Origin of the sequence: Streptomyces uncialis (assembly GCF_001905345.1) — a bacterium.
GTDB classification, from domain to species: Bacteria; Actinomycetota; Actinomycetes; order Streptomycetales; family Streptomycetaceae; genus Streptomyces; species Streptomyces uncialis.
In genome coordinates this window covers 185,618-211,931 of record NZ_LFBV01000012.1, presented here as the reverse complement: position 1 = coordinate 211,931, position 26,314 = coordinate 185,618, and the positions used below count along the sequence as shown (strand labels likewise).

Sequence of the window (26,314 nt, the reverse complement as noted above, 5' to 3'; positions counted from 1 at the left end):
ACTCACGTGAGTCACTGCCTAGGTGAGTCATGCGGGGGGTGGCTCACATGGGCTTTTGGCGTGCGCTCTTCCGGGGGCCGTCTCAGTCAGTCGAGAAGCGGGGATGGGACCCGGCGACGGACCTTTTCCCAATGCCCGGCGTCATATCCGCTGCCGGTCAGAAGGTGGACGCGAATTCGGCGCTCACGGTGTCTGCGGTCTTCGCGTGCGTCCGTCTTCTGAGCGAGACGATATGCACGCTGCCGGTGGCCACCTATTCCCGGAGGGGTGGGGTCCGCAAGGCGATCACTTCCCCAACGTGGCTTGACTACCCGAACGCTGAACCGGGTGGGCTTGGGCGCATTGATCTTCTGTCTCAGGTTGTGCTTTCCCTTCTTCTGGACGGTAACGCCTATCTGGCCGTTCTGTGGGACGGGCCCAACATCGTGGGGCTTGAGGTTCTGGACCCCAGTCGCATTGACACGCATACGGTCGTTGTGGACGACAAGCGGCGCAAGGTCTTCTATGTGGCCGACTATGACGAAGATGGCAACGAAGTCGCTCTAGGCTGGTTCACCACCCGGGAAATCCTGCACATCCCCGGGATGATGCTCCCCGGGGAGTTCACGGGTGTAAGCCCGATCGCCTTTGCTCGTGAGTCCATCGGGCTTGCTATGGCGGCACAGACCTACGGTGCCAAATTCTTTGCCAACGGGGCCATGCCGGGCGCGTTGATCGAAGTCCCCGGGGCGATGTCCGAAGAGGGGCTAGCGCGGGCACGTGAGGCATGGCGACTGGCCAACTCCGGTGCCGAGAATGCGCATCGCGTGGCGCTGCTGACTGAGGGTGCGAAGTTCTCGAAGGTCGCCCTTTCGCCGGACGAAGCACAGTTCTTGCAGACGCGACAGTTTCAGGTTCCGGAAATCTCCCGGATCTTCGGTGTTCCGCCTCACCTCATTGCCGACGCGACGAACTCAACGTCATGGGGTAGCGGCTTGGCTGAGCAGAACCAAGCGTTTGCGATGTTCTCGCTTCGCCCGTGGCTTGAGCGCATTGAGGCGGCCTTTACCCGGCTGCTCTTCGCGGAGACGGCCGACCGCATGAAGTTCGTGAAATTCAGCTTGGACGGTATCCAGCGCGGGGCCCCAAAGGAACGCATGGACATGTATTCCATCGGCTTGCAGCAAGGCATTTACAGCATTGACGAAGTCCGGGCGTGGGAAGACCTAGAGCCCCTGCCGGACGGCGCGGGAGAAGCGCACCGTGTGCCGCTGAACCTTGCCGATGTGACGGCCGATGACGAACCGGCCAAGCCCGCTGCCATTGAGCCCCCGCCCGCAGACGAACCCCCGGCATCCGGGGATGACGAAGAGGGGGAATCCACTGATGACGACGGAGCGAAGGAGTCTGGCCCGACCGGCTGAGATCCGGTCCGAAGGTGAAGCGGTGACCATGCGCGGATACGCGTATCGGTTCCATGAGCTGAGCCACGATCTAGGCGGTTTCCGGGAACGGATCATGCCGGGTGCCGGTGCGGATTCACTCCGCGTGAATGACGTTCTTGCCACCTTCAATCACGACGTGAACAACGTCTTGGGTCGTTCGTTTGCGGGGACGCTGCGGACCGGCGAAGACGGGGATGGGGGTTGGTACGAAATCGACCTACCGAACACCACGGTTGGCCGTGACCTTGCCGAACTACTCAAGCGCGGAGACGTGCGCGGGAGTTCGTTCACCTTCCATGTTCGTGAGGGTGGCCAGCGCGTACACGACGAACTTGACGAGACATCCGGCTTGCCCATTCGAGAGATCACCCGCATGGACGTGGTGGAACTAGGGCCGGTCCTCAATCCGGCCTATCCGACCACGGACGCCGGACTCATGCGCTCCATCGCGCTGACTCTCGGCATTGGCGAAACGCCTAGCAGTGACTCACGTGAGTCACTGCCCATCCATCCGGCGCGCGCCCTGTTTCGCGCGCTCGTACACAAGGGGGGTGTCCAGTAGTGGACGCACAGACTCTTTCCGCGAATTTTGAGGCGCGCGAGAAGGCTTCGGCCGAACTCCGGGCGCTGACTGAGGCGTTCGCCGGTAAGGACATGGACGCTGAGGCGCGAGAGAAGGAGACGCGCCTACTCGACGCCATTGCCGACTATGACGGCCGCGTGAAGCGCGGCATTGAGGCTATCAAGGCTTCCGATTCGGTGAGCGCGCTCATGGCCGGACTCAAGGGAACCGGTAGCAAGAGGGACACCCCGAACAAGCTTGCTGAGGCAGCGGAACAGCTTCGATCGCTCGGAGTCAATCAGTCTGCCGCGTTCGCCCCGGAGAAGCGGGCCGTGGACACCGTGACCGGCAAGAACGTCATGCCGCGAACCCTTTTCGGTCAGCTTCTCGCTGAGGCAATCGAGCGTTCCACGGTCATGCGGAATGGTGCTTCGATCCTTACCACGTCCGGGGGTGAGCCGATCGACTTCACGGTGGTCACTGGCCGCGCGGCTGCGGGCATCGTTGCCGAGAACGCGAACATTCCTGAGAGCACGCCGACCACGGTTCAGCGGTCGATCGGGTCTTTCAAGTACGCGTACGCTTCCGTGGTTTCCACGGAGTTCGTGCAGGATCAGGCGCTTGATCTGGTGGGCTTCCTTGTGGGGGACGCCGGTCCGGCGCTGGGACACGGAATGGGCGCTCACTTCCTGACCGGTACCGGTACGGGCCAGCCGAAGGGCATCCTTACCGCCGCTCCGGCTGCCGTCGCCACGTACGCGGCTACCGCGAAGGACAACACCGTTTCCGACGCGTTCATTGATCTGTTCTATGAGGTTCCGTCGTCCTACCGGGGCAACGCGGTATTCGTCGTTTCCGACAAGACGGCAGCGACTATGCGCAAGTTGAAGGACGCGAACGGTCAGTACCTTTGGCAGAGTGCCTTGACGGCCGGTGCGCCGGACACCTTCAACGGAAAGACCGTGTCCACCGACGCGGAAATGCCGGACGGCAAGGTTCTGTTCGGCGATCTCAGCAAGTACAAGGTTCGCCTTGCCGGTCCGCTCCGCGTTGAGCGATCGGTAGATGTCCGCTTCAACACGGATCAGATTGTGTTCCGGTTCATTCAGCGGGCGGACGGGCTTCTTGTGGATGAGCGTGCCGCGAAGGTTCTGACCGTTACCCCCCGTCCGTAGCGCGGGGATTTCATGGGGCCAGTGACTCACGTGAGTCACTGGCCCCCTTCGCTGGGGGTGCATGTGTCTTACGCGACCGTTGAAGATGTTCGCGCGCTGGACGGCATGGAAGATGTGTCGCTCTTCCCGAACGAGACACTGACGGACGCAATCGCGTACGCGGTTGAGACGGTAGAGAACTACTGCGGACGAAAGTGGGAGGGAACCGACGCGCCCCCGGAAACGATTCGGTGGTGTGTGCGGACTCTCGCGCGTCAATACTGCCTTGACCTTGTGTCCCGTGTGCCGGATCGGGCGCTACAGCTTCAAGGCGAATTCGGATCGGTCCAGTTGGCGCAAGCCGGGGGCACATGGCGACCTACCAGCCTGCCGGAAGTAAATGCCCATCTGAACAGGTACCGGGTGCGGCTACCTTTCATTTTCATCTGAGGGGGCATCCGTGGCGCTGGTATTCGAAGCGAAAGTTGCCCTGTTCGAAGCGCTCAAGGCAGCCGTTCCGGCAGGGGTGCAATGCACCTTCGCGGAGACAGGCAAGAGCGACAGACGGCAACAGGTGTGGCTAGGGGCCACGGGAGACGAAGAGCTTGCGGTCACCGCTATGAGGCAGGGTCCGCGCAAGCCCACGGCCGTCACAAGCTTCGTTGACGTTCACGCGCTAGTGATCCTGCCCGGTGACCCGGTAGGTGCTGAGCGGGCCGTGTACGGCCTTCGTGACGCCATTGTGGGTGCGTGCCGTGCGCTGGCCCCGGGTGCAGTGGTGGGGCTACTGGACGTACGGCCGGAATCCTCCGAATCGGAGACGGCCGAATCAACTGACGGCGCGTATGCCGCGCTGACTGTCCGCGTGAGGATTCGCGGGCGGATCACTTAGGGGGAACGCATGGCGCTAGACGCTGCCATTGGCATTGGCAAGGAAACGGCCTACGGCACTGCCGCCGCATCGACGCTGGGCTATGAGGGCAAATCCGATTCGTGGAAGACCACACGAGAGTTCATCGAATCCGTGGGATTCCGGGCGGGTATGCAGACGGCCCGCGCCGATCGCCGGAATGTGGTCAACATGGGTGGCGAAGGCGAGATAGAGATTGACGTACTGGACGCCGGTGCCGCCGCTCTTTTCTCCGCAATGTTCGACACGTACAACGGTGGCGTTCCGAATGCGACCACAGGGCTTACCACTCACATCTTCGAGAGTGGGGCCAACAGTGCCGCCCCCTCGTTTACGGCGCAGATGATCCGGCCGACCGTGGACGGCAAGTCAGTGGCTTACAAGCATGTCGGGTGCGTGGTCACTGAGTGGGAACTGACCGCTGAGGTAGAGAACGCGGTAACGCTCACGTCCACATTCGACTTTCAGGACGTGTCGCACTCCGATCGGCCAGCCGATGCGCTGCCGATCGTCTACCCGGACGAGTCATACGTCTACGACTGGACCCGTACCGCTATCGCGCTGACCATCAACGGCACGGCCGTTCCCGTGGATGCCAACAAGCTTGAGCTGACTGGCGATCGGGGAATGAAGACGGACCGGCGTTTTCTGCGCGGGAACGCACTCAAGAAGGCCCCTGTCCGGGCGGCTATGCCGACATATGAGGGGACGCTAGCGGGTGAGTTCACGTCCGACGCGCTCACGGTGTACGAAGCCTTCATTGCGGGAACCGTGTCTTCTCTCGTCATCGACTTCACGGGCATCACTCCGGGAACGTCCATGAAGATCGAATCCCCGGCGATTCAGTTCACGGGCGACAGTCCCGAAGCGTCCGTGGACGATGTGACCGTTTCCGAACTTCCGTTCCGGGTGCTGGACCCCGGGGGCGGACGCGCGGCTATCAAGCTCACGTACGTAGAGCCCACGCCGGGTTGGACCCCGCCCGGCCCGTAGCTGACCACCTACTCACGTGAGTAGGTGCTAGGGGGTAGCCGTGGCCGGTAGCCGGTTCTCGGTTCAGGTCGAAGGTTTGAACCAACTGAAGAGGACCCTTCGCACCCTCAAGGACAAAGACCTTTCCAAGCGGGTACGCGAAGTCAACAAGGCGGCAGCGGAATTGGTCCAGCCGGATGCCCGGAGGGGTGTTCCGCAGCGAACAAAGACGCCGAAGGACGCCAAGAAGTACCGGCCCGGAAAGTTGGCCAAGAGCGTCAAGGTGGTCGCGTCGGCCAACTCCGCTGCCGTCAAAGCGGGCACCGCTGCCCGCTCCCCGTACGCGGGAGCAATTCACTTCGGCTTCCCCCGTAGGGGCATCAAGCCGAACAGGTTCCTGTACCGGGCCATGGCCCGGAATTCTGCGCAGGTTTCCGAAACGTACGAGCGTGAGATATCCGCCGTACTCCGCAAGAAATTGGAGAGCTGACCATGCCCAAGAAGAATGTCCCCGCTGAGATTCTGTCGCTGGATATCGACAGCCTTTCCATCGATGAAATCGAGATTATCGAAGAAATCATCGACGGCCCTCTAGACCAGCTTGCCAAGCCGGGGGCGCGAAAGGCGAAGCTACTGCGCGCCATGGCCGTGGTCATCAAGCGCCGTGAGGACCCGTCGTTCTCGGCTGAGGATGCGGGCAAGCTTCGCATTCAGTTCAAGAGCAAGCCGAAGGACCCTTCCAAGCTCAGCGAGTGACCACATGCGCGCGGCTTGTCGGCCATTTCCGGGGCCTTACGTGGGCGGATGTCCGCGCGCTCTCGCTGAGGGATTTCAACACGCTTACAGACCAGATGGTTGCCGATCTTGAGGCACAGCAGAAGCAAGAGCGGCGCACGTCTCGTGGTCGCTCAGGGGGTTCGGCACAAGGGGAGCGGCGCACCCCCGTCATGACGTGAACGGGGGGTTCCAGTGGCTAAGCCGATCACTATCACGCTGTTGGGTGATCTGGACGACCTGAGCCGTTCTCTGACTGAGGGCACGGGCGACGTAACGCGCTTTGCCGACGAAGTCGAGAACGCGCTGAGGGAAGCGACCGAAGAAGCCGAAAGGCTAGGGGACGAAGTCGCCAACGCGGGTGACGAAGCCAGCGGGGAAATGGGCGGCTTCGCGGAACAGTTCGGGGGGCTCGCCGCTGCTGCCGGTCTTGCCATCGGTGCCGGACTGGTTGCCGGTATCGCGTCGGGAATGGAGAAGGAAGCCGGGACCGATCTCCTAGCGGCTCAGCTTGGCGCTTCCCCGGCAGAAGCGAAGACGCTTGGCGAAGCGGCAGGCGCGGTCTATTCGGCCGGATACGGCGAATCGGTGGCCGACGCGAATGAAGCCCTTAAGGGTCTGTGGTCAGAAGGTCTCGTTCCGGCTGGCGCAACGGCCGACGAAATGGCCAACATCAGCAAGCGCGCAATGGATGTTGCGTCTGTGCTGGGGGACGAAGTCGGGCCGACTTCCCGGGCGGTCGGTCAGATGCTCAAGACCGGAATGGCGAAGGATGCCGAACAGGCTTTTGACATCATCGTCCGGGGCGCTCAAGAGGGTGGAAACAAGAGCGAGGATCTTCTAGACACCTTCAATGAGTACAGCACCCAATTCCGGAAACTGGGGCTGGACGGCACTAGCGCCATGGGGCTCATTTCCCAGGGTCTACAGGGTGGCGCACGTGACGCCGATCTAGTCGCAGACACCCTCAAGGAATTCTCCATCGTCGCTATTGCGGGCGGCGAAGAGGTCGAGAGTGCCTATAAGTCGCTGGGGCTGAGCGGCAGGCAGATGCAAGCCGACGTGGCTGCCGGTGGTCCAGCGGCTCAGGCGGCACTAGGGGCGACACTCGACAAGCTAAGGGCCGTCAAGGACCCTGCCGAGAGATCCGCGCTTGCCGTCGCGCTTTTCGGAACGACCGCTGAGGATATGGGCGACGCGCTCTATTCGCTCGACGTGGATACGGCAGCGGCTTCGCTGGGCAAGGTCGAAGGTGCCGCGAAGCGCGCTGGCGACGTGATGCACGACAACGCCAAAAACCGGATCACGGTGTTTTGGCGGGGCCTTACGGGGCTTGCCGTGGACGCGATCGGGGGGACGCTGATACCGGCGCTGGATACGGTCGTAAGCAAGCTCACGACCATGGCTCAGTGGGTGGACCGGAATGCCACACCGATTAGCGTTGTGGCCGGACTCATCACCGCCGTAATGCTGCCCGCGCTGATCACGTGGGGAGTTACGGCTATCACGTCTGCCGCAACGGTGGTTACCGGATGGGTGACGACGGCAACCGCTTCGGTCGGGTCAGCGGCAACACAGGTGGCTAGCTCATGGCTGGTTGTTGGCGGGTGGCTCAAGGCGGGCGCTCAGGCGCTCATATCCGGGGCGCTGGTTGTGGGCCAGTGGATAGCGGCAGGCGCGGCGGCAATCGCCAATGCAGCCGTCATGGTGGCTCAGTGGGTTCTCATGGGCACTCAAGCGATGCTGCAAGCGGCCCGAATGGCTGCCGCATGGCTCATAGCCATGGGCCCGATTGCGTTGGTTATCGCTGCTGTTGTGGCCCTTGCCGTTCTCATCTGGCAAAACTGGGACAAGATCAAGCAATGGACCGGGGCAGCATTTCAGTGGGTTTGGGACAAGGTCAAGGCGGTCTTTGGGTGGCTCAAGGACCTGTTCCTGAACTTCACCGGCCCGGGGCTACTCATCAAGCATTGGGACACCATCAAGGAGAAGACCGCTCAAGCCTTTCAGTGGGTCAAGGACAAGGCTAGAGCCGGACTTGATTCGGTGGTGGGATTCTTCCGGGACCTCCCCGGACGCATCATGGGGCACGTCAGCCGTGTCGGCAGCGCGGCACGCGATATCGGCGCGGCCATCATCAGCAAGCTAGGCGAAGGACTATCGCGCCTTTCATCGTTCGGGCGCGATATCGGCGCTGCCGTTGGTCGGGGCGTCAAGTCCGCAATCAATTCGCTGGTTGACCTACTGAACTGGGCAATTCCTGACCGTATAGGAATCGGCCCTGTGGGGGTGGACCTTCCGGCCAACCCCATTCCGAAGATCAGAGCAATGGGCGGACCCGCTTCGGGACTAACCCGCGTGGGTGAGCGTGGCCCGGAATGGGTGAACCTGCCGGGTGGGTCAAACGTGATCCCGAATCATGCCGCCCCATCGTCCGGCGTCACGGTCAATGTGGCCAGCAATGCGGACCCGTTCGCAATCGGGCGCGAAGTCGCATGGGCGCTTCGGGTCGCGCCCCGGTAGACCAGTGACTCACGTGAGTCACTGGTCCGTTCTCACAAGGGGGATTCATGGCGGAGCTGGACGACTGGACGTGCGAATTCAACGGGCTGGCCATCGGGTTGCCTGACTCCGCCATTTCCCTCGTTTCCGTGGATGGCCTGATTTCGCTGCCGGACATGCGTACGGCGGATCTCACCCTGGTTCAGCGCCACGGCCTCTATCCGGGTGATGACTATATGGGCGGCCGTTCCGTGACGCTTACGCTTGAGGTCTACGGGTCCACGCGGGAAGAGTTCACAACCGCCCTGAACGCCGTTTACGCGGCCTTCGGGCCAGCCGACAGGGAAAGACCGATGCGCTTCCGATTCCCCGGCGTAGCGGGCGACCGAACGGCCTTTGTGAATGCTCGCCCCCGCAAGCGTTCCGGCCCGATTGATCTGAACTTCGCGCACTTCGTGTGTAACGTGGTGGTGGAACTCTTCGCCACCGATCCGCATATCTACGGCGATGGTCTGGTGAGTGCTTCGCTTTCGTCTCCGTGGCAGGGATCGAATCCGAAATTGAGGTTCACTCAGGTGGGGTCGGTGCCCGCGCTGCCAACGATCCGCTTCGACAACGCATTGAATGTCATCCTGGAAAACGAGCTTACCGGCGACTTTTTCGGCGTGACCTTCGGCGGAAATATGACCGTGGATGCGGCCCGGCAAACCGTACTCAGTGACGCGGGTACCGATCTTCGCGGCAGGCTTTACCCGGGGTCCACGTGGCCCGAATTCGGATTCGGGGATCATCGGCTCATCCTCACCAGTGAGGCAGTCACGCGCGCCACCGTGGCTACTTTCACATGGCGGAACAGGTGGGTGTGATGGCCAGCGCCGTGTACTCCGTCGTTCAGACGGACATGAAGACGGGAGATGTCGTTGGGCCCCTCCCCGTGACCGGTGTTGTGTTCACGCACTCGCTCAATGCCAGCGGCACGGCCACGGTGGGCATTCCACTGTTTGCGCCAGAAGCCAACCCCGCAAGCCTTGCGCCCGGCGTCAGCGGGCTTGCCGTACTGCGGAACGGGGCACCCGTGTGGGCGGGAATCCTGTGGGCACTCTCAGCCGATATCGACGCCGGGACGCTCACGCTCAGCGCGGCCGGATTCCACTCCCACTATCAGGGACGGCACTTCCTTACCGGGTGGTCGGCCAAAAGCCTTGAACAGGCGAACATCATCAAGGCTTGGTTCGCTCACCTCAACGCCCGGAACGGCATTGGCACGGACACTAGCCTTGTTCAGTCCACGGGGCGCATGAGAACAACGGTGTGGACCCGCTACGAACTCAAGAACGTTGCCGAAGCGATCGAAGAGCTTGCCGACAACATCGGGGGTTTCAACTTCCGGTACGTGCCCTACTGGGTCACGTCCGGTAAGAAGCTGGGGCATCGGTTCGTGATGTCAACGCGGTCCGGCACGGCACTGCATTCGCTGACGCACCGCGTTGACTGCAACGTGACCGGGGTGAGCTACGACAGTACGGCGCTTTGTACGACGGCCTATGCCACAGGGGCCGACCGGGGCAACGGAGAGAAGATGGTCGGCATCTTCCAGAACCCTTCGCTTGCCGCCCGAATGCCGGAAAGGGTCATGGTCGGCTCTTACACCGATGTGAAGGAAACAACCACGCTCATAGACAAGGCACAGGCCACCATCAACGCGGGGGCGGTACCGGTCGCCATTCCGGAACTCACGCTCTACCCCGGACAGTTCACACCCCTTGACTTCGTGCCGGGAGACGTTGCAGCCGTCACCGCAGACGCCGGATACGTGGCCGTACATGACGAATTCGTGGTGACGGAATGCGCAACCACGGTGGACGTGAACGGGGGCGAGAACATCACGCTAGCGCTAGCGAGTAAGGACCTGTGGAGCAATGCCAACCCAAGCTAATGCCATCCCCCCTTCGCTGGTGAACGAACTATCCGAACTCAAGCGCCGCTTGACGGCCATTGAACGCGCCCCGGCACCCATGGCGAAGTTCGACCGGTACCCGGCAATCGAGTGGGCAGCACAAGACCGGCCGGTCGTAGGCGGCAATATCTGGTCTTCGGTCTCAATCGCCAATGTAACCGGCATGACCTTTGACCGCCTTGAGTGCAAATTCATTACTGACTGGATTATCACCGGCAAGAGGGAAGCCGAAGTGAGGCTAGCCGCATTCCGTCACTACGGAAGCAATTCCCGGGAGTGCGTGAGCGCATCCGGCACGCTGAGACTCAAGGGGAACACGGCGCGCGTCGTCGGTGTCGGAACATTCCGATGGATTCATGGAATCCCGTTCGGGTGGGACTATGCCGACACCACCACCGTGTACACCGTTGAGCTACAACACCGGTATGCGGTCGGACCGGAGGCGTACGACCCGAACGAAATTCAGGTGTTCGGTATGTATAAGCGGGAGAAGGACCGACCCGCTTCTGAGGGTGGCCCCTTCGCCATCCGGAACAGTGCCAACACCGACTGGAATTGGGTTACATACCAGGCTGGCACGAACCGCTCACCGATCGGCTATGTCACCATTCCCGACCGGCAGACCACAAGCAACACAATCAACGGTTCTTACAGTGTTTCGGCTATGCATTATTGCGTGGGGCTTCCCCAGGACCGCATCCCCGAAGCGACCGTAAATGGGTGGGCTTGGTTCAGTGGCGGAGCTAGTCAGTGGGTGCGCGCACCGGACATCACAGAACCAACCTTCGACGTCTAGGGACGTGAAATATGGACACTGCCCGACTGTACGGGGCCATTGAGATCATCGTCCCCCTTCTCGTCTTCCTGGCTTTCGCCATGCATCGATTCCGCACGGGCATGGAAGCATCGTGGCGGGAAGAAGCGGAGAAGTACCGCAGCAAAGCGGAGCGTCAGAGCATAGAGCTTGCGGAACTTCACAAGGAAGTCAAGGAACTCCGGCGCGAGAACGCCGAACTCCGTGAGCAGATCGCGGAACTACTCAGCCGGTAGTCATTCGGGCCAGCGACTCACGTGAGTCACTGGTTCTCTTGCACTCAGGGGGACCCTTTGGCACCACTGCCCAGCAACATCCCCACCGTGACCGTGCGCGGTACCTACGCGGGGCCAGACGGCCGGTCGCTTGCCGGAACGGTCACGTTCAGCGCTCCGGCGATGCTGACGTTTCCGGACAGTGATCTGTTCATCGCTGGCCCCGTAGTCGCCACGCTGGACGAGAACGGGCGATTCTCCGTTCGCCTGCCAGCGACCGACGCCCCGAATATGCAGCCTTCCGGATGGGCCTACGTCGTCAAGGAAAATCTCTCCGGCGTCATCGGTGGTCGCATGTTCAACATGCTGTTGCCGAGAGCGGCAGGCGAGGTTGACCTAGCCGACATCGCACCGGCAGACCCGACTACTCCCAACTACGTTCCCGTTGTGGGGCCGAAGGGTGACAGGGGGAATACCGGGCCTGCCGGTGCGACAGGCCCCCCGGGTCCGACTGGCCCTATGGGTCCTCAAGGGACTCAAGGCGAGCCCGGACGGGATGGCACCGGTACCGGCACCGTGACCGGCGTGAACGGCGTGACACCCAACGCGGCAGGCGAATTGACGCTTACCGCTGCAAGTATCGGCGCGTCTGCCGCTGGCCACACTCACACTGCCGCACAGGTGGGTGCCGTACCGGCGACCGATAGGGGAGTTGCGGGCGGGGTTGCCGCGCTGGACGGTTCCGCCCGCATTCCAAGTGCCCAGCTCCCCGCGAAAATCCCCATTGCCAATCTGCCTGCCGGTACCGCAAGCGGTGTGGCAACACTTGGCGCGAACGGCTATATCCCGGCAGCGCAGATTGACGAAGCCATTGCCGTGAAGTCGGCAGACACCAGCCGTGTCAGTACCGCTACGGCAGCGAACGACAACCATCTAGTGGTTCCGGTTGCCGCGAACGCCACCTATGCCGTTGAGGCCGTAGTGGTGTGGACGAACGGGGGCGGTGGTATGCGGCTGGATTTCGGGGCTCCGTCCGGCGCGTCGATGGTGTGGACAGACAACGATGGAACGGGTGTTACATCGCTCGGCACTGACGTGACGTTCAGCGTCACATCCGGTACGAGCGTCAAGGGTGCACTCAAGGTCGCTGGCACTGCCGGAAGTCTCGCACTTCGATGGGCGCAGAACACGTCTAACGCGGGGGCAACCATCCTTAAGTCGGGTTGCTATCTCAGCGCCCGGCGTATCGCGTAACCCTTCTGCTAGTTCAGCAGACGGTCCTATCTGAATGGAGAACTCGAATGGCCCGATTCAGCGGCGCGACTTGGAAGCCGATTTCCGTCAACTTCAAGAGTGGGGGACAGGAATCCGTCTATGGCGTGGTGATCCACATCATGGACGGCACCCTTGCCGGAACGGATAGCTGGTTCCGCAACCCTGCCGCGAAGGCTTCCAGTCACTTCGGCACCGGACGGACGGGCGCGCTATATCAGTGGGTTGACACGGCCGACCGTGCTTGGACTCAGGCGGACGGAAACCGCACGTGGCTGAGCATCGAGAACGAGGGGCGTGGGGGTGACGCTCTCACGTCCGCTCAGATCGCCCGGTGCGCCGAAGTGCTGGCATGGGCCCACAAGACGCACGGCGTGCCGCTACAGGTCGCCTCAAGCCCTTCGGGGCGTGGGCTGGGCTATCACGCCATGGGCGGTAGGGCGTGGGGCAGTCACCCTTCATGCCCCGGAGCGCGCATCGTCGCTCAGCTTCCGGAAATCGTGAAGCGCGCGAAGGCGCTGACCGGCGAGAAGCCGAAGCCGTCCGGCTATGAGCCGTTCCCCGGCACGAAGTGGTTCAAGAAGAACCCCCGAAGCCCCATCGTGACCGCCATGGGCAAGCGTCTCGTTGCCGTGGGGTGCTCCACCTACACGACCGGCCCCGGACCACAGTGGACGGATGCTGACAAGGCTTCGTACGCCAAGTGGCAGCGCAAGAACGGGCACCGGGGGACCGACGCTGACGGCTGGCCCGGAAAGACCACATGGGATGCCCTCAAGGTCCCCAACGTTTCCTGACACCCGACACAAGGAGAAACCCGAATGACCTTTGCCAAAGAGCACGCCACCCGCCTTTACGCCGTACTGACGGCCGTTCTCGCGCTGACCGCGCATTACATGCCGTCGCTGCCGTCCGCTCTCATTCTCGGCATTGCTGCGGCCGTTCTCGGCACCGGTGAGGCAGTACAGCGTGTGGAGAACGCCAAGACCCTTGACGCGCTGGAAGCCACAGGGCTTGTCGTACGCGCCCGGAAGTACCAGCCGTAGGCAACTGGGGCGCTCTCATGGCTAGGGAAGTCGTCTAGCCGTGGGAGGTAACCCCGCATGAGGTACCCGCATATCGCACTCATTGGCCGTGCCCGGTCCGGAAAGGACACGGTGGCGGCACGGCTGATGTGGCGGTACGCCTACACCCGCGTAGCGTTCGCTGACCCGCTCAAGTCGCTGGCCCTGAGTATCGATCCGATCGTTGCCTATGAACCGTCCGGCTTTGAGCCCCTGCCGACGCGACTGAGTGCCGTTGTGGAGCGCTACGGATGGGAGACGGCCAAGGATCGGTTCCCGGAAGTCCGGCGCGCTCTACAGCGGACCGGGCAGGCGCTACGCGATCAAGACCCCGATCGCTGGCTCAGTATCGCGCTGGACAAGGTGAGCGTGGCCGACACGTGGAACCTCCCCGTGGTGGTGACCGACTGCCGTCATCCCAATGAGGCGGAAGCCCTATCGACGCGGGGGTTCCGGCTGGTCAGGATCGTGCGCCCCGGCGTCAGCGACCGGCCAGCCGACCATGTGAGCGAGACGGCCCTAGACGGCTTCCCTACCGATGCGACCATGGCCAACGCGGGCACGGTCGAAGACCTCAACACCCTTGCCGACGCGCTGATCTGAGCGTCTGTCACGATCGAATGTACGTGCCCCTCATCTGCGAACATGCAGGTGGGGGGCTTTCGTGCGTCCAGACCAGTGACTCACGTGAGTCACTGCCTTGCGTGCCCGTGTGCGCGTATGTCATTGTTGGCCCCGCAAGGCACCGCACAGGGTGGGGCCGGGGGCGAAGGGGCAGACAGTGAACGAGGTTCAGCGCTGGTTGGACGAAGCCCCTTCCCGGTCCTTCTGTGTCATCGGCAAGGGCAAGTCGGCCCACTTCAGTCGGGGCAATGACGAATCCATTTGCGGTCGACTGATGATGCCCGGTAGTCGGTACATCGACGCCAGCGACACGCTTGATTACAGGCCGTGCGGCTCTTGCTGGAAGATCATGGAGCGCGAAAGCGCTGAAATCGCCAAGCGCGAAAACGTCAACGAGGGGGACAAGGTGGCTGCAACAAAGCTCAAGCTCAGTCAGGTTCGGGGAGATGTTCGAGTCGGTGCCGTCCCGGGGTCCGACACCATCCACGCACTCAAGAACTCCGCAACCGCGACGGGGCGCAATATTCCGTACTGCGCCACCCGTACGAAGAACCCCATCCAGTCGTGGGGCAAGGCCAGTGAGCAGAAGCCGAATCTTGAGCTGTGCGTCAAGTGCAGCCCCCTTGTTCCGGCCGGGCGCGTTGAGGTGACCGAAACTCAAGTTTCAATTCCCGGTCTGGATCGTACGGTCTCCGTGAAGACCACAGTACCCACCACCGAAGAGAAGGCGGAAAAGAACATGGTTGCAAAGGGAATGGACAAGGCCGCTCAGGAAAAGGCCGCTGTGGAAATCCGAAGCAGTATCGAGCGTCTGCCTTCGCTGATCCTTGAGGGCAAGGAGGAAGCGGCGAAGGAGCTGACGGACACCATCACGAAGGAAACGAACAAGATCACCGGTACCGGCGCGGCTGCCCTCAAGGCCACTCTTCGTGCCGAGAAGGAAGGCACGGTCAAGAACGCTGAGCTGGACAAGGCGAAGGCGGACAAGGCGAAGGCGGGCAAGCCGAAGGGAACGGATGTCGTCACTCGTGAGACCAAAGACCCCATGAAGGTCAAGGGCATCCCGGAACTCATTGTTCAGGGCCGGGAACTGGTCAAGGAAGTTGCCGCCAACGAATTCAATGGCGCGTTGAAGATCGCTGAAACCATCTTCAAGATGCGGACTTCCATTCTTGACGAAATGGAAGACCCGGACCTTGGGGCCCGTCGGCAGGCTTCCCGCGACGCTGCCGCGCTGGTCTGGAACGGCGTACTTGAGGCGCTGCCCCCGGAGGGGGAAGACGAGAACGCGGACGTGATCCGGGCCTCTATCGGTCAGCTCAAGAAGCAGCAGCGCAACGCGATCGTCGATGTCAGCGTTCTGTACGTCCGCTGGCTGGACACCGAAACGCCGAAGGATGACGCGGAAGCCGACTCGCTTACCGTAGAGCGTGCGAAGTACAAGAAGATGTTTGAGGCGTACCCGGATCTCAAGCCTTCGGACGCCATCCACGCGTACTACGACAAGCACGAGAAGCCGTTGCCGAAGAAGACCCGCGCCGAGACGGCCAAGGAAAATCGGGAACGCAAGGCGCTCCAAGCGGCAAGGATCGAAGAGGCGGTCAAGGCTGGCGACCTCTCCGAGGAAGAAGCGGAAGCCACCCTGAACGGCGGGGAAGCGGAGAAGACGCCCAAGGAAATGCGGGCCGCGTACGCCAAGCGCGTGATGACCGGCTTCAAGTCGCAATTGAAGGCAGCGCGCGCCATTGAGGACACGAAGGCGCAGGATGATGCGCTGGCAGACCTTGAAGAACTTCTGTCGGACCTTCGCAAGGAAATGAAGAAGGCACCCAAGAGCAACTGACCGGCAACCAGGGAACCCCCGGACTCTTCACCGCAAGGGCCGGGGGTTCCTGCTCACAGACCAGTGACTCACGTGAGTCACTGCCGAGGAGGAGGGGGTATCCATGGGAATGGCCGACAACGGCGACCAACGGCACATGCGACGCATGACGCTGGACTACTCGTACGAGCAACTGAACGGACTTCTCACGACGCTGCAAATCGAGAAAGAGCGTTGCGAAGAGGGGGCCAGGAAGGCGACTCACTCGAACGACGCGTTGGGTTTCCGCATGATGGCTCAGTGGACTGGTGAGCACATCGACGCCCTACGGACCGCATGGGAAGGCGGCGAACCCCTTGAGGAGCGCGGGGAATCCCGGGGCGTCACGGTGACCGGCATTCAGAGCGCGGGCACCGTGTACGTCTTCGGTGACGATGCGGAAACGTGCGTCCGCTTTGAAGAGCGGAACGAGAACGGAGGGGACCGGTGACCGGCGAGATTATGGCGCTCTTCGCTTGCGCGGACTGCAAGGCGGAATTCACGGAGTGCCCCGACTGTGTATGCACGATTCGGATTGACCCGCTGACCGGACTTCCGCCCGACGTGATCAGGGTGGACGGACGGGCGGTGTACAACCCCGATTTCGATCCGGAAGCGCTGCACCGTTCTGTGAAGTCGCCCGTGTGTGACGCGTGCGTGAAAGTGCGCAACACCCTTATCCGGGAAGGTGTCTCGGAACCCCAGCTTCTCAAGCAGGGGATTTTCACGCTGGCGACCGACCGGCACCAGACAGCCCACCTTTGAGTGTGCTCCGTCAGGACGACTTCCGAAGCCCCTGAGCGACCATCTGAGCGCCTGCCAGCCCCATCCGGCCCCCGTTGGTCGGGTGGGGCTCTCTCGTGCCCGTAGACGGCCGTACAGGGACTTCCGGGCAGGGGGTTCCGTGCAACGGCTCAGCGCGGTACTTTCTCCCCACCGAACAGCACACACCGACCACACGGAGGATCGAATGCCCCCCAGGACGCGCACTCAGGACCCCAGGATTCCGCACGGTGCCACGACCGGACGCTACGCAATGACGCTCCCTCAAGAGCACGTGAACGCCGTTTTCTCGCTGGTGTCCGGGGCTGTGCCCCCGCTCTACCGGGAACACCCCCCGTACGTCACCCGCACGGGCACTCTCGTTCTCAGCGTGTGGTACCACGATGCCGTGTACATCGTGCACGTGGACGAAGAGCAGAAGTCCGCTGAGATCGATGGCTACTGGGGCGGTCGGCAACTTCACGTGGGTGCCCCCGCTTCCCCGGAACAGCTCACGGCACTGGTGAGCCGATGGGGCGACGTGCACGCGAACTTGAAGGCACGCGGCTGGAAGGCCGTGTAAGCGCCTCACAGGCTGCCCCCGGACTCTCAGGGTCCGGGGGCTTTCTCGTGCCCGCAGACGGCCGTACAGGGGCCTTCACGGGGCACGGCAACTCTCACGCTCCCCCGTAGGTGTCAGATCACCTACCCGAAGGGGAGACGCGTGGGACGCGTACGCACAATCCAGCGCGGGGGCACCCGCTTCTATATCCACCCCGAACGCCCTGAGATCAAGGTCCCCGGCGTTACGGCCGTCGTGGGGATGCTGCCCAAGCCTTTTCTGATGTTTTGGGCAGCCAAGATGACGGCTGAACTTGCCGTTGACGCGCTGCCGTTCGTGGCTCAGATGGCGGAGCGCGACCGGCAAGGCGCTATCGACTACCTCAAGGGGGCCGCGCGCCGGTACACGAAGCTCCGTGCCGACGTGGGCAGCAAGGCGCACGACCTGTTTGAGCGCATGATCAGGGGTGAGTACGTCGGCAGTGTCCACCCGGACCTTGAGCCCTACCGCGTGCATTTCGCCGCTTTCCTTGAGGCCGTGAACCCCCGTCTTGAGCGGGCGGAAGATGTGGCATGGTCGGACGCTCACAGCTACGCCGGAAGCTTCGATGCCGTTCTCACGGTATGGCTGGACGGCGAAGGCAAGCCGACTCCCGACCGGTCCGGGGTGCCGCATCTGCTCATGGTCGATTGGAAGACCAGCAAGGCCACATACGCCGATGTGGCGCTACAGATGAGCGCGTATGCCAACGCGGACCGGATCATCTCCCCGGACGGCGAGAGTGAGCCCATGCCGGAATTCGATGGCGCGGCCGTTCTCCACATCACGCCGGACCTGTGGGAGTTCAAGCCGGTGCGCGTGGATGAAGAGGTCTATTCCGTCTTCCTTGCGTTGCGCCGGATTTTCGATTGGGACCGGATCATGTCCAAGACCGTTCTTGGGCGCGCTATCGCCAAGAGCGTAGGCAGTCTGGTGACAGGCACTCAGCGCCGCGCCAAGTAGCGGGGAACCGACCCGCTCTAGGCCACACAGGAGGGGCGGGCCGAAGGTTGACCCCAGTGACTCACGTGAGTCACTGACCCGTGGTCCTTTCCGCTCGCCCCTCAGTCATCCCGTATCGCTGAGGAGTAACCACGCATGTCGCTACTGACCATTTTCGACACCGACCCGAACGCGAAGCCGAAGCCGAAGCCGGATTTCAGCGATGACACCGTGGGCCGGTTCCATTCCGGCCGACAGGTGGACGACGTTCCCGAAGCGCTTTCGGAGTGGCGCATCACCACGGGCGACATGGTTGTTGCTCAGTCCGTCGCTCAGCTCTTCGGGGGTGAGCCGATCGAGAACGAGGGAAGCACATCGGAGAATTTCATCGACGTGTTCACGGAGCGGGAAACCGTGCCGGTCATTCTCGACGGCCCCGAAGCCATTTACGCGGATCTCAAGCTCTGGAATCGCAACAAGCTCGTGCATCACTGTGACGGGACGAAGTTCCTTTCCCCGGATGAGAAGAAGGGGATGGCGTGCCACTGCCCGGAACTGTTCGCGGAGCGCAAGGCAGCCGCGAAGGACTTCATGGGCCCGTCCCCTTCCATCACGGTCACGTTCCGGCTGGCGGATGATCCGGAGCTTGGCGTGTTCAAGTTCCAGTCCGGAAGTTGGGTCATGGCTTCCGTGCTGCACGAGTATGAGAACGCCCTAGGCGCGATCGGCGGCCCCGCGCTGGCCGAACTCACCCTTGAGCTTGTGGAGTTCACCATCAAGAAGGGGAAGAACAAGGGGCTGAACGTCAGCTATTACAAGCCCGTGATCAAGGTGCTCAAGTCCTACGACGAAGCCATTACGGATGAGCGGTAGGGGCTGTGCCCAAGCTTGACGAAGGGGCCCCGCACGACTGGCCGTCAGCGCTGGCCGAAGCGGCTGACGAATCGGTCCGGTCGCCCCTGTGGGGCTTTCCGCCCGAAGCCCGCAAGGCGGTCATCCATGAGAGACGAAAGCGCTTCGGCGTGAACGACGAAGAGGGGTACGACATTGGGTAAGCGGGGAGTCGTTACCGACTACGCCGGGGAAGAGATTTACCCCGGCGACCTGATCAACTACGCGGCCCGGCAGGGGAACCGGGTGCGCGTCAGTGACGCGTACGTGGAAAAGGTGACGGCCGTTCTTGAGGGTGGACGACTTCGCCCCATGCTCAAGGTCCAGCCGACCGGCACGGAGAGTGGTTTCACGAAGCGCCGGACCATGCGAACTGAGTGGATCAGCGCGGAACACGCGCGGCTCATCATGGCCAACCCCGGACACGAAGACTGAGCAAGCCGAAAGGGCCGGACGGTTCCCAACTCTTGGGTGCTGTCCGGCCCTTCGGCGTACCGGCAGTGACTCACGTGAGTCACTGGAAAGGGGAGACATGGAACGTGAGATCAGGGCCGACGCTGCCCCCGCGCTGGGGGATGTGCGGCAGATGGGGGAGGGTGACACGGTGTGGCTCGCATCCAGCGTGAGGCAACGGGCTGACTGGCAGCGCTACTTGAGTGCCTGTTTTGCTGCGGTCAGTCGTGGCGCTGACGTTCGGTGGTGCCGACGTGGCTAACCCGAACAAGGCCAAGGGGACTCAGTGGGAGAGCGACGTACGCGACTACCTCAACGCCGTTCTAGGGCTTGTGGATGAGTACGGCAAGTTCCTTGACCCGTTCGACGCTCACAACGTCCGGCGACCGGCCCAAGAGGGTGCGCGCGATGTGGGTGATGTGCACGCGGTGCCGTTCGTCCTTGAGTGCAAGGACGTGAAGCGTCCAAGCGTCCCAACCTTCGTCCGCCAAGCGGAAGTTGAGGCCCGTCACGCTGGCTTCCCGTACGGGGTTGCCGTCGTCAAGGTGCGTCGGTCGAATGTCCGGAGCGGCAAGGTGCATGTGGGTATCCGAACATGGACGCGCGTGCGACTGGCACTAGGCATGGGCGCGCGGGAGTTTGCGGAACGCTACACCTTCACGGCCTCACTCAGGGGGCGGGACACGGCGCGTTGGTACATGACGACAGAGCTGGATTCCTTTGCCCGGATGCTTGCCGACACGCGGGCACTTTGTCACGCACAGTGAAAAATTGGCCCGGCGCCGGCAACGGATTACCGGGGTAATTCGGACATGACGGGCACCGCGGTAAGTACGCAGTGTGATGACCCGTTCCGGGCAACTCCTTCGCTCAAGGGTGAGTGAACGAAGGAGTGTGCCACGGAATGAAGTTCGCTCAGATACTCGCCCGATTCGCAGATGTGACCGAAGAGACGGACGGTGGTTACCTCGCACTTTGCCCGGCACACAAGGACTCTCGCCCTTCGCTACGCATCTGGCGTGGGGATGACGGCAAGGTCCGCATCACGTGCCGGGCAGGGTGCCAAACGGAATCCGTCATCACCGCCGTTTCGCTGGCGTGGGGTGATCTCTTCAACGCCACTGGCCCCGGTGCCACCGTGCCCCGTGAGCGGCCGTCCATGGTCGGTCCCGGCCCTACTGCCGCGCTTGCCGCCTATGTGGAGCACACCCTTGAGACCCTTCACGGGAACTCCGGCGTTGGGGCGGACGCCATGGCCTATGCGGCTCAGCGATTCGGCATCGACGTTGACACGGCCGAAGAACTCAGGCTTGGCGCTGACGATGGGGCAGCCACCCCCAACTTCCCCTACCGCTCAAGGGCGTTCACCCGGTACCCCCGGTTGACCGTTCCCCTTCTCGACTTCAACGGCGTGGCCCGTGGCTTGCAGGGGCGAGACCTTAGCGGGAAGTGTCCCGGTCGGTGGGTCTCTCTGCGCAACCCTCAAGGGTCACGGTGGGCCCCGTACGGCGTTCTGAGGGGGCAGGGTGGCTACGGGGTCACCATCGTTTCTGAGGGGCCCGGAGACGGCCTTACAGCCGTTGCCGTGGGGTACGACGTGGTACTCATCCGGGGGGCCGCTCTAGCCGGAAGTCCTGAGTTGCTGGCGGAGCTTGCCGAAGGGCTCAGGGGCACTCAGGTAATCGCGGCAGGGGACAACGACGAAGCCGGGCGACGCTTTAACCGGGCGCTTGCCGAAGGTCTCAAACCCCATGGTGTTGAGGTCTACGGGCTTCCCATTCCTCACGCTGGCGATGACCTCACGGAATGGCGGGGTAGGGACGCTCACGGCTTCCCTTTCGCTCTTCACTACGCGGTCAAGGCTGCCCGCCCGGTCCTGAGTGAGCAGGAAGACGAAGCGCAAGCCGTGTCGGCCGAACTCACCACCCGTACCGGAACGGACGTGGTGACCCGAGACGAAGGCACGGAAGCGGCGCGCATCCTCGCTGGTCTCATCAATCGGTACGGCGAGAGTGACGCGATGAATTCCCATGCGCTTGTTGCATGGGCGGACGGCTGCATTCGATACGCGCCCGGGTTGGGTTTCTACGTGTGGACCGGCCAGACGTGGCAGCGCTCCGAAGTCCGCGTACGGCAAGAGATTCACCGTATGGGGGCCGCGCTCGTTCTCGCTGGCGAGACTCAGAAGGCGCGGGGGTTCACGATGACCACTCGCATTGATGCCTTGCTGACGGAGCTTCGCAGTGTGCCAACCGTCCACGTGGATGCGTCCGAATTCGACAACCGGCCGAACCTGCTGAGTTTCAAGAACGGGACGGTTGACCTTCGGACCGGCGAACTCCGACCGCACGACAAGCGCGACATGCTCACGTACCAACTCGATCTGAACTACAACCCCGAAGCCGGGTGCCCGCGCTGGGAACAGTTCGTTGCCGAAATCTTCCCCGGTTCCCCGGAGTTGCCCGCGTACTTTCAGCGGCTCGTTGGCTACGGAATCACCGGCAGTAGCGCGGAGCAATGTTTCTGTGTCGCATGGGGGAAGGGGGCCAACGGCAAGAGCGTGGCGACGGACACCCTTACAGCGGTCTTTCGGAGCATCACGCGAACCACGCCCTTTGCCACCTTCGAAGAGAAGCCGTCCGGCGGCATCCCCAACGACCTTGCCGCACTCAGGGGTTCACGGCTGGTCATGGCCAGCGAAGGCGAGTCGGGCAAGCCTATGTCGGAAAGCGTGCTCAAGCGCGTGACCGGCAAGGACGAGATAGCCGCCCGCTTCCTGCGACAGGAATTCTTTACCTTCAAGCCGACATTCCTTCTGATTCTCGCCACGAATCACAAGCCGAAATTCCGGGGTCAGGATGAGGGCTTGTGGCGAAGAGTCAAGCTCTTGCCCTTCACTCGCTGGTTTGCTCCGCATGAGCGGGACTACGGCCTTGACGCGAAGCTCATGAAGGAATCCGAAGGCATCGCCGCATGGGCCGTACGGGGCTCTATCGAGTGGCACAGGGCCGGACTCCAAGACCCCGACGTGATCACGAAGGCCAGTAGCGAATACCGGCGCACAAGTGACGCGCTTGCGGGATTCATGCCCGGCGTTCTTGAGGCGTGCGAAGACTCCCACGTCATGAACGGAAACGACGTTTTCAATCACTACTTGGATTGGTGCGAAGCGGAAAATCTTCCTCAGCGCGAACGGTGGACGCGTCGCACCTTCTATGGCGCGCTTGAGGAACGGGGCGTCACTCGCGTCATGAAGCGCACGGGTGTGGCTCTCGCTGGCATCCGGCTGGCCGACTCGGTTCCGGACGGTCCCGGCATCTTCGCCAAGTAGCTACCCCGTACAGACCAGTGACTCACGTGAGTCACTGGTCTGTTTGCGTTCAAGGAGAGATCGCGTGCTGACCTACCGGCACAACGTTGCCAATGACGTAGTGACCATCCACGTACCGGCCACCCCTGAAGAGCTGGGCTTGTTCCTTGAGTGGGCGCGTCTCGCCAGTAAGCGGGGACCGGTCGCGCTGGACACAGAGACCAGCGGGCTTGAGGTCTATTCGACCGGCTACCGCCTGAGGACCGTTCAGTTCGGAGATGCGCACGACGCATGGGTAATCCACTGGGAGAAGGGGGGCCACTTCCGGCGCGCTGCTGTTGAGGCACTGACGAAGGTCCGCCGTTTCCTGATCCACAACGCGGCCTTCGATTGGGCGGTGCTGGACCGGCATGCAGGAATTCCGCTCGAAGACCTAGCGCCCCGGACGCGAGACACGCGCGTAATGGCCGCGCTGGTGGACCCGCGCCAAACTCACGAAGGGGGCATTGGGACGGCCCTCAAGCCCCTTTCGGCGTACTACGTGGACCGGGCGGCCCCGGACACCCAGGGGGACCTTACGGCCGTCTTTCGGTCGCTGGGGTTCACGAAGGCCAACGGCTTTGCCCGCATCCCGCTGGGGCACCCGACCTACAACCTGTACGCCGGACTAGACGTAATCCTCACGGCCCGGCTGGCACCGATCCTTGCCGCTGAGCTTGAGCGGCTGGACGTGCGCGAACGGCTCGTTGACTACGAACACGAGATATCCCGAATATGCGCGCACATGCAGCGCAAGGGAATGGTCCTTGACCGCGAATTCACCGTTGAGCTTGATTCGGCCCTTACGGAGGATGCGCGCGAGAACGCCGAAAGGGCAGCGCGGTACGGCGTCGAATCCGTCAACTCAAACCGGCAGATCGCGGAAGCCCTTGCCGGTATGGGGGAGTCGCTGACGGAGCGGACGGCAGGCGGGGCCGTCAAGGTGGACAAAGCCGTTCTCTTGGCATTGGCCGACATGGACTTGCAATGGGAACGCCTAGGCGTCCGGTCACCCAACCCGTTGGCCGAAGCGGTCTTGCGGAGCAGGCGCGCGGGCAAGTGGCGCAAGGCGTATGTAGGCACGTTCCTGGAGACTGCCGACGAACAGGGGCGCGTTCACCCGCAGATATCCCCCATGGCCGCGCGCACGGGGCGTATGTCGATCAGCCGTCCGGCACTCCAGACGCTCCCAAGCACTGACCACATGATCCGGCGTTGCCTTCTTGCCGACGAAGGCCACGTCATGGTGAGCACCGACTTTCAGGCCGTAGAAATGCGAGTGCTTGCCGCGCTGGCGAATGTGCGACGCATGAAAGAAGGATTCCAATCCGATAGCGCCGATTTCGACATTCACATGTTCACGGCTCGGCTCATCAAGGGTCTCGAAGCAACAGCGGGGGACCGGAAGCTCTTCAAATCCGCTGGACTGGGAAAGGTGTACGGGGGCGGGGTTGTGACGCTGGCCCGACAGACCGGGGCATCCGAAGAAGAGATCCGCCGAGCGGTAACGGAGTATGACCGCATCTTTCCTGAGATCCGGCGCGCGTCGGTCCGCTGGCAGCGTGAGGCGCGGGCAACCGGAATGGTCACCGTGTCGGCCACTGGCAGGCGTATGCCGCTCGACAGGGACCGCACCTATGCCGTCGTGAATTATCAGTGCCAGTCAGCCGCGCGGGACCTTTTGGGGCAGGCGCTCTTGAATGCCGAAAGCGCCGGTCTTCTCGACGCTATGCGCTTGCCGATCCATGACGAAATTCTCGCGTCGGTGCCCGCTGGCGAAGCCGAGGAATACGCGCGGGCATTTGAGAAAGCAATGACCGTCGACCTGTTCGGGGTCCCCATCGTCAGCGCGGCGGACGTGGGCGGCCGGTCATGGGGTTCGCTCTACGGGGCCGACGTCTAGGCAGTGACTCACGTGAGTCACTGCCCCGTTATCCGGTCGTGACCTTGTCGCCCCTAGGGATGAGAAGAAATTCGGGCGGTACTGCGCTGGGGGTAGTCGCATTGCGCCTTCGGCACGACCTGCAACCATCCAAAAGACCAACGGTCTAACCCCTCAGAAACACCGTTGTAGCTGACACCGATACGCCGTTGTCTGTGGTGCACGCCACGACGAAGGCAATGCGCAAGCCCCGTCCGAAGCGTCCCGGACGGGGCTTAGTCATACCCCCGCATGTCCAGACGCACGGCCCCTTCCCGGGGTCATCGGTCTTGCGCTTGCTTCGCCCCGTTCCGGGCAACCCTTGCGCTCCCCAGCGGAGTGCAAACACGCCACGGAACACGCGGAGCACTCCACATGATCGACCTTTCCGAAGCTCAGATTGCCGCTGCCAAGGACAACGACCTTGGAGCCGTCACGGCAGTCGTCAAGGCCACCGAAGAGCGCGTCAATCAACTTGCATGGAAGTACGCCACGGGTGGCGGGCGCACGGATCACACCCTTGCCGAAGACCTTGCCCAAGTCGGCCGGATAGCCATATGGGATGGCCTCAAGCGGTTCAACGGCACGACCGTGGCGGAGTTCTTCACCTTCATTGACCGCACCCTCAAAGGGGCCATGAGCGACAGTCGCAAGGAAGAGACCCGGCAAGGTGTTTCCCGCTCCGTTGCTGCCGCCTTCGAGCGGGCATTGTCCATAGCCGGTGGCGACCCGTACGAAGCCGAATGGATGGCGACCACGCCGGAAGCCATGGGGGACCGGCGACTCAGTGCGGAAATGGCGTACGCGGCCCGATTGAGCTACCAGGGTCTTGAGTACCTTGACGCCCCGCTTGGCGAGACGGATATGGGGGAAAGCGTCACGCTCGCTGACCGGCTGGCCGTTGAAGCCGAAGTTCCCGCCGATCTTCTCGAACCCAACGACTATGCCAAAGAGCGCAGCAAGCGCACCGGCGTCAAGGTCCGCAAGACCCTGAGCCGGATGGGCAAACAGCACAGGGTTGTTCTCATGGCCCTAACCGGCATCGTCCCCGTGGACTACTACGGCACGGAGCGGGACGAAGAACTCTCGCGCGATTACGGGATACCGCTCCGGCAAGTGCGCATCGTCCGCAGTAAGGCCAAGGACCGGTTCGCGGAACTCTGGACGGCAGCCGCGTGACGTACACAACCGCAGACGGCGGAACCGTCGAAGTCCGGCGTGTCGGAATGGCCGTGGACATGCACGTACGCGACCCTGCCGGGCGCACCGTGGCCACCGTGAACATGAGCG

At 62.6% G+C, this 26,314-nt stretch carries 26 protein-coding genes; all 26 read left to right on the top strand.

The window, feature by feature from the left end; all coding sequences use genetic code 11:
• Positions 1-131: 131 nt before the first annotated feature.
• The 26 genes from AB852_RS36135 (at position 132) to AB852_RS35990 (ending at position 26,203) form a co-directional block, all read left to right on the top strand.
• A complete protein-coding gene (locus tag AB852_RS36135) occupies positions 132-1,403 on the top strand; it encodes a phage portal protein (protein WP_218623301.1) in 1,272 nt (423 codons plus the stop codon).
• Entirely contained in the window at positions 1,342-1,986 is a 645-nt protein-coding gene (locus AB852_RS36130; protein ID WP_073795515.1) for an HK97 family phage prohead protease, read from the top strand. Before AB852_RS36135 ends, AB852_RS36130 begins: the two co-directional genes overlap by 62 nt.
• A complete protein-coding gene (locus tag AB852_RS36125; protein WP_073795512.1) occupies positions 1,986-3,161 on the top strand; it encodes a phage major capsid protein in 1,176 nt (391 codons plus the stop codon). The genes AB852_RS36130 and AB852_RS36125 overlap by 1 nt, the downstream gene beginning before the upstream one ends.
• Before the next feature lie 439 nt (positions 3,162-3,600).
• Positions 3,601-4,032, top strand: a complete 432-nt coding sequence (locus AB852_RS36115) for a hypothetical protein (protein WP_073795506.1) — start codon at positions 3,601-3,603, stop codon at positions 4,030-4,032.
• A gap of 9 nt (positions 4,033-4,041) precedes the next feature.
• Positions 4,042-5,043: a phage tail tube protein gene (locus AB852_RS36110; RefSeq protein WP_073795504.1), complete on the top strand. Its 1,002-nt coding sequence runs from the start codon at positions 4,042-4,044 to the stop codon at positions 5,041-5,043.
• Positions 5,044-5,083: 40 nt separating this feature from the next.
• A complete protein-coding gene (locus tag AB852_RS36105) occupies positions 5,084-5,512 on the top strand; it encodes an HK97-gp10 family putative phage morphogenesis protein (protein ID WP_073795502.1) in 429 nt (142 codons plus the stop codon).
• A gap of 2 nt (positions 5,513-5,514) precedes the next feature.
• Complete coding sequence (locus tag AB852_RS36100; RefSeq protein WP_073795499.1) at positions 5,515-5,778, top strand: hypothetical protein; 264 nt, start codon at positions 5,515-5,517, stop codon at positions 5,776-5,778.
• Positions 5,779-5,991: 213 nt separating this feature from the next.
• Entirely contained in the window at positions 5,992-8,319 is a 2,328-nt protein-coding gene (locus tag AB852_RS36090) for a phage tail tape measure protein (RefSeq protein WP_218623299.1), read from the top strand.
• Positions 8,320-8,366: 47 nt separating this feature from the next.
• Positions 8,367-9,164 (top strand): phage tail family protein, encoded by a 798-nt coding sequence (locus AB852_RS36085; RefSeq protein WP_073795494.1) that lies wholly within the window; start codon positions 8,367-8,369, stop codon positions 9,162-9,164.
• The gene (locus AB852_RS36080) at positions 9,164-10,234 is read left to right on the top strand and encodes a hypothetical protein (RefSeq protein ID WP_073795623.1); all 1,071 of its coding nucleotides are present in this window, start codon (positions 9,164-9,166) and stop codon (positions 10,232-10,234) included. The genes AB852_RS36085 and AB852_RS36080 overlap by 1 nt, the downstream gene beginning before the upstream one ends.
• 19 nt (positions 10,235-10,253) lie before the next feature.
• Positions 10,254-11,051 (top strand): hypothetical protein, encoded by a 798-nt coding sequence (locus AB852_RS36075; RefSeq protein ID WP_218623298.1) that lies wholly within the window; start codon positions 10,254-10,256, stop codon positions 11,049-11,051.
• Positions 11,052-11,062: 11 nt separating this feature from the next.
• Positions 11,063-11,305: a hypothetical protein gene (locus tag AB852_RS36070; RefSeq protein ID WP_073795490.1), complete on the top strand. Its 243-nt coding sequence runs from the start codon at positions 11,063-11,065 to the stop codon at positions 11,303-11,305.
• Positions 11,306-11,392: 87 nt separating this feature from the next.
• A complete protein-coding gene (locus AB852_RS40140; RefSeq protein ID WP_178391208.1) occupies positions 11,393-12,538 on the top strand; it encodes a hypothetical protein in 1,146 nt (381 codons plus the stop codon).
• 47 nt (positions 12,539-12,585) lie between these two features.
• A complete protein-coding gene (locus AB852_RS38220) occupies positions 12,586-13,353 on the top strand; it encodes a peptidoglycan-binding protein (protein ID WP_079185180.1) in 768 nt (255 codons plus the stop codon).
• Positions 13,354-13,377: 24 nt separating this feature from the next.
• Positions 13,378-13,602, top strand: a complete 225-nt coding sequence (locus AB852_RS36055; RefSeq protein ID WP_073795488.1) for a hypothetical protein — start codon at positions 13,378-13,380, stop codon at positions 13,600-13,602.
• Positions 13,603-13,659: 57 nt separating this feature from the next.
• Complete coding sequence (locus AB852_RS36050) at positions 13,660-14,223, top strand: deoxynucleotide monophosphate kinase family protein (RefSeq protein ID WP_073795485.1); 564 nt, start codon at positions 13,660-13,662, stop codon at positions 14,221-14,223.
• A 178-nt stretch (positions 14,224-14,401) separates the two neighbouring features.
• Positions 14,402-16,087 (top strand): hypothetical protein, encoded by a 1,686-nt coding sequence (locus AB852_RS39420; protein ID WP_143201328.1) that lies wholly within the window; start codon positions 14,402-14,404, stop codon positions 16,085-16,087.
• 103 nt (positions 16,088-16,190) lie between these two features.
• Positions 16,191-16,556, top strand: a complete 366-nt coding sequence (locus AB852_RS36040) for a hypothetical protein (RefSeq protein WP_073795481.1) — start codon at positions 16,191-16,193, stop codon at positions 16,554-16,556.
• Positions 16,553-16,870 carry a hypothetical protein gene (locus tag AB852_RS36035; protein WP_073795478.1) on the top strand — a complete coding sequence of 106 codons (318 nt, stop codon included), beginning with the start codon at positions 16,553-16,555 and terminating at the stop codon, positions 16,868-16,870. Before AB852_RS36040 ends, AB852_RS36035 begins: the two co-directional genes overlap by 4 nt.
• A 721-nt stretch (positions 16,871-17,591) precedes the next feature.
• The gene (locus tag AB852_RS36025) at positions 17,592-18,431 is read left to right on the top strand and encodes a hypothetical protein (RefSeq protein ID WP_073795474.1); all 840 of its coding nucleotides are present in this window, start codon (positions 17,592-17,594) and stop codon (positions 18,429-18,431) included.
• A gap of 135 nt (positions 18,432-18,566) precedes the next feature.
• The gene (locus AB852_RS36020) at positions 18,567-19,283 is read left to right on the top strand and encodes a recombination directionality factor (RefSeq protein ID WP_073795472.1); all 717 of its coding nucleotides are present in this window, start codon (positions 18,567-18,569) and stop codon (positions 19,281-19,283) included.
• A 174-nt stretch (positions 19,284-19,457) separates the two neighbouring features.
• The gene (locus AB852_RS36015; RefSeq protein ID WP_073795469.1) at positions 19,458-19,736 is read left to right on the top strand and encodes a hypothetical protein; all 279 of its coding nucleotides are present in this window, start codon (positions 19,458-19,460) and stop codon (positions 19,734-19,736) included.
• Between the two features lie 245 nt (positions 19,737-19,981).
• Positions 19,982-20,521 (top strand): hypothetical protein, encoded by a 540-nt coding sequence (locus AB852_RS39415; protein ID WP_178391207.1) that lies wholly within the window; start codon positions 19,982-19,984, stop codon positions 20,519-20,521.
• 137 nt (positions 20,522-20,658) lie between these two features.
• On the top strand, positions 20,659-23,085 hold the full coding sequence (locus AB852_RS36000) for a phage/plasmid primase, P4 family (RefSeq protein WP_073795460.1): 2,427 nt from the start codon (positions 20,659-20,661) through the stop codon (positions 23,083-23,085).
• Positions 23,086-23,149: 64 nt separating this feature from the next.
• Positions 23,150-25,006, top strand: a complete 1,857-nt coding sequence (locus tag AB852_RS35995) for a DNA polymerase (RefSeq protein ID WP_073795458.1) — start codon at positions 23,150-23,152, stop codon at positions 25,004-25,006.
• A 393-nt stretch (positions 25,007-25,399) separates the two neighbouring features.
• Positions 25,400-26,203, top strand: coding sequence for a sigma factor (locus AB852_RS35990; RefSeq protein WP_073795456.1), 804 nt, complete (start codon positions 25,400-25,402; stop codon positions 26,201-26,203).
• Positions 26,204-26,314: the final 111 nt, after the last annotated feature.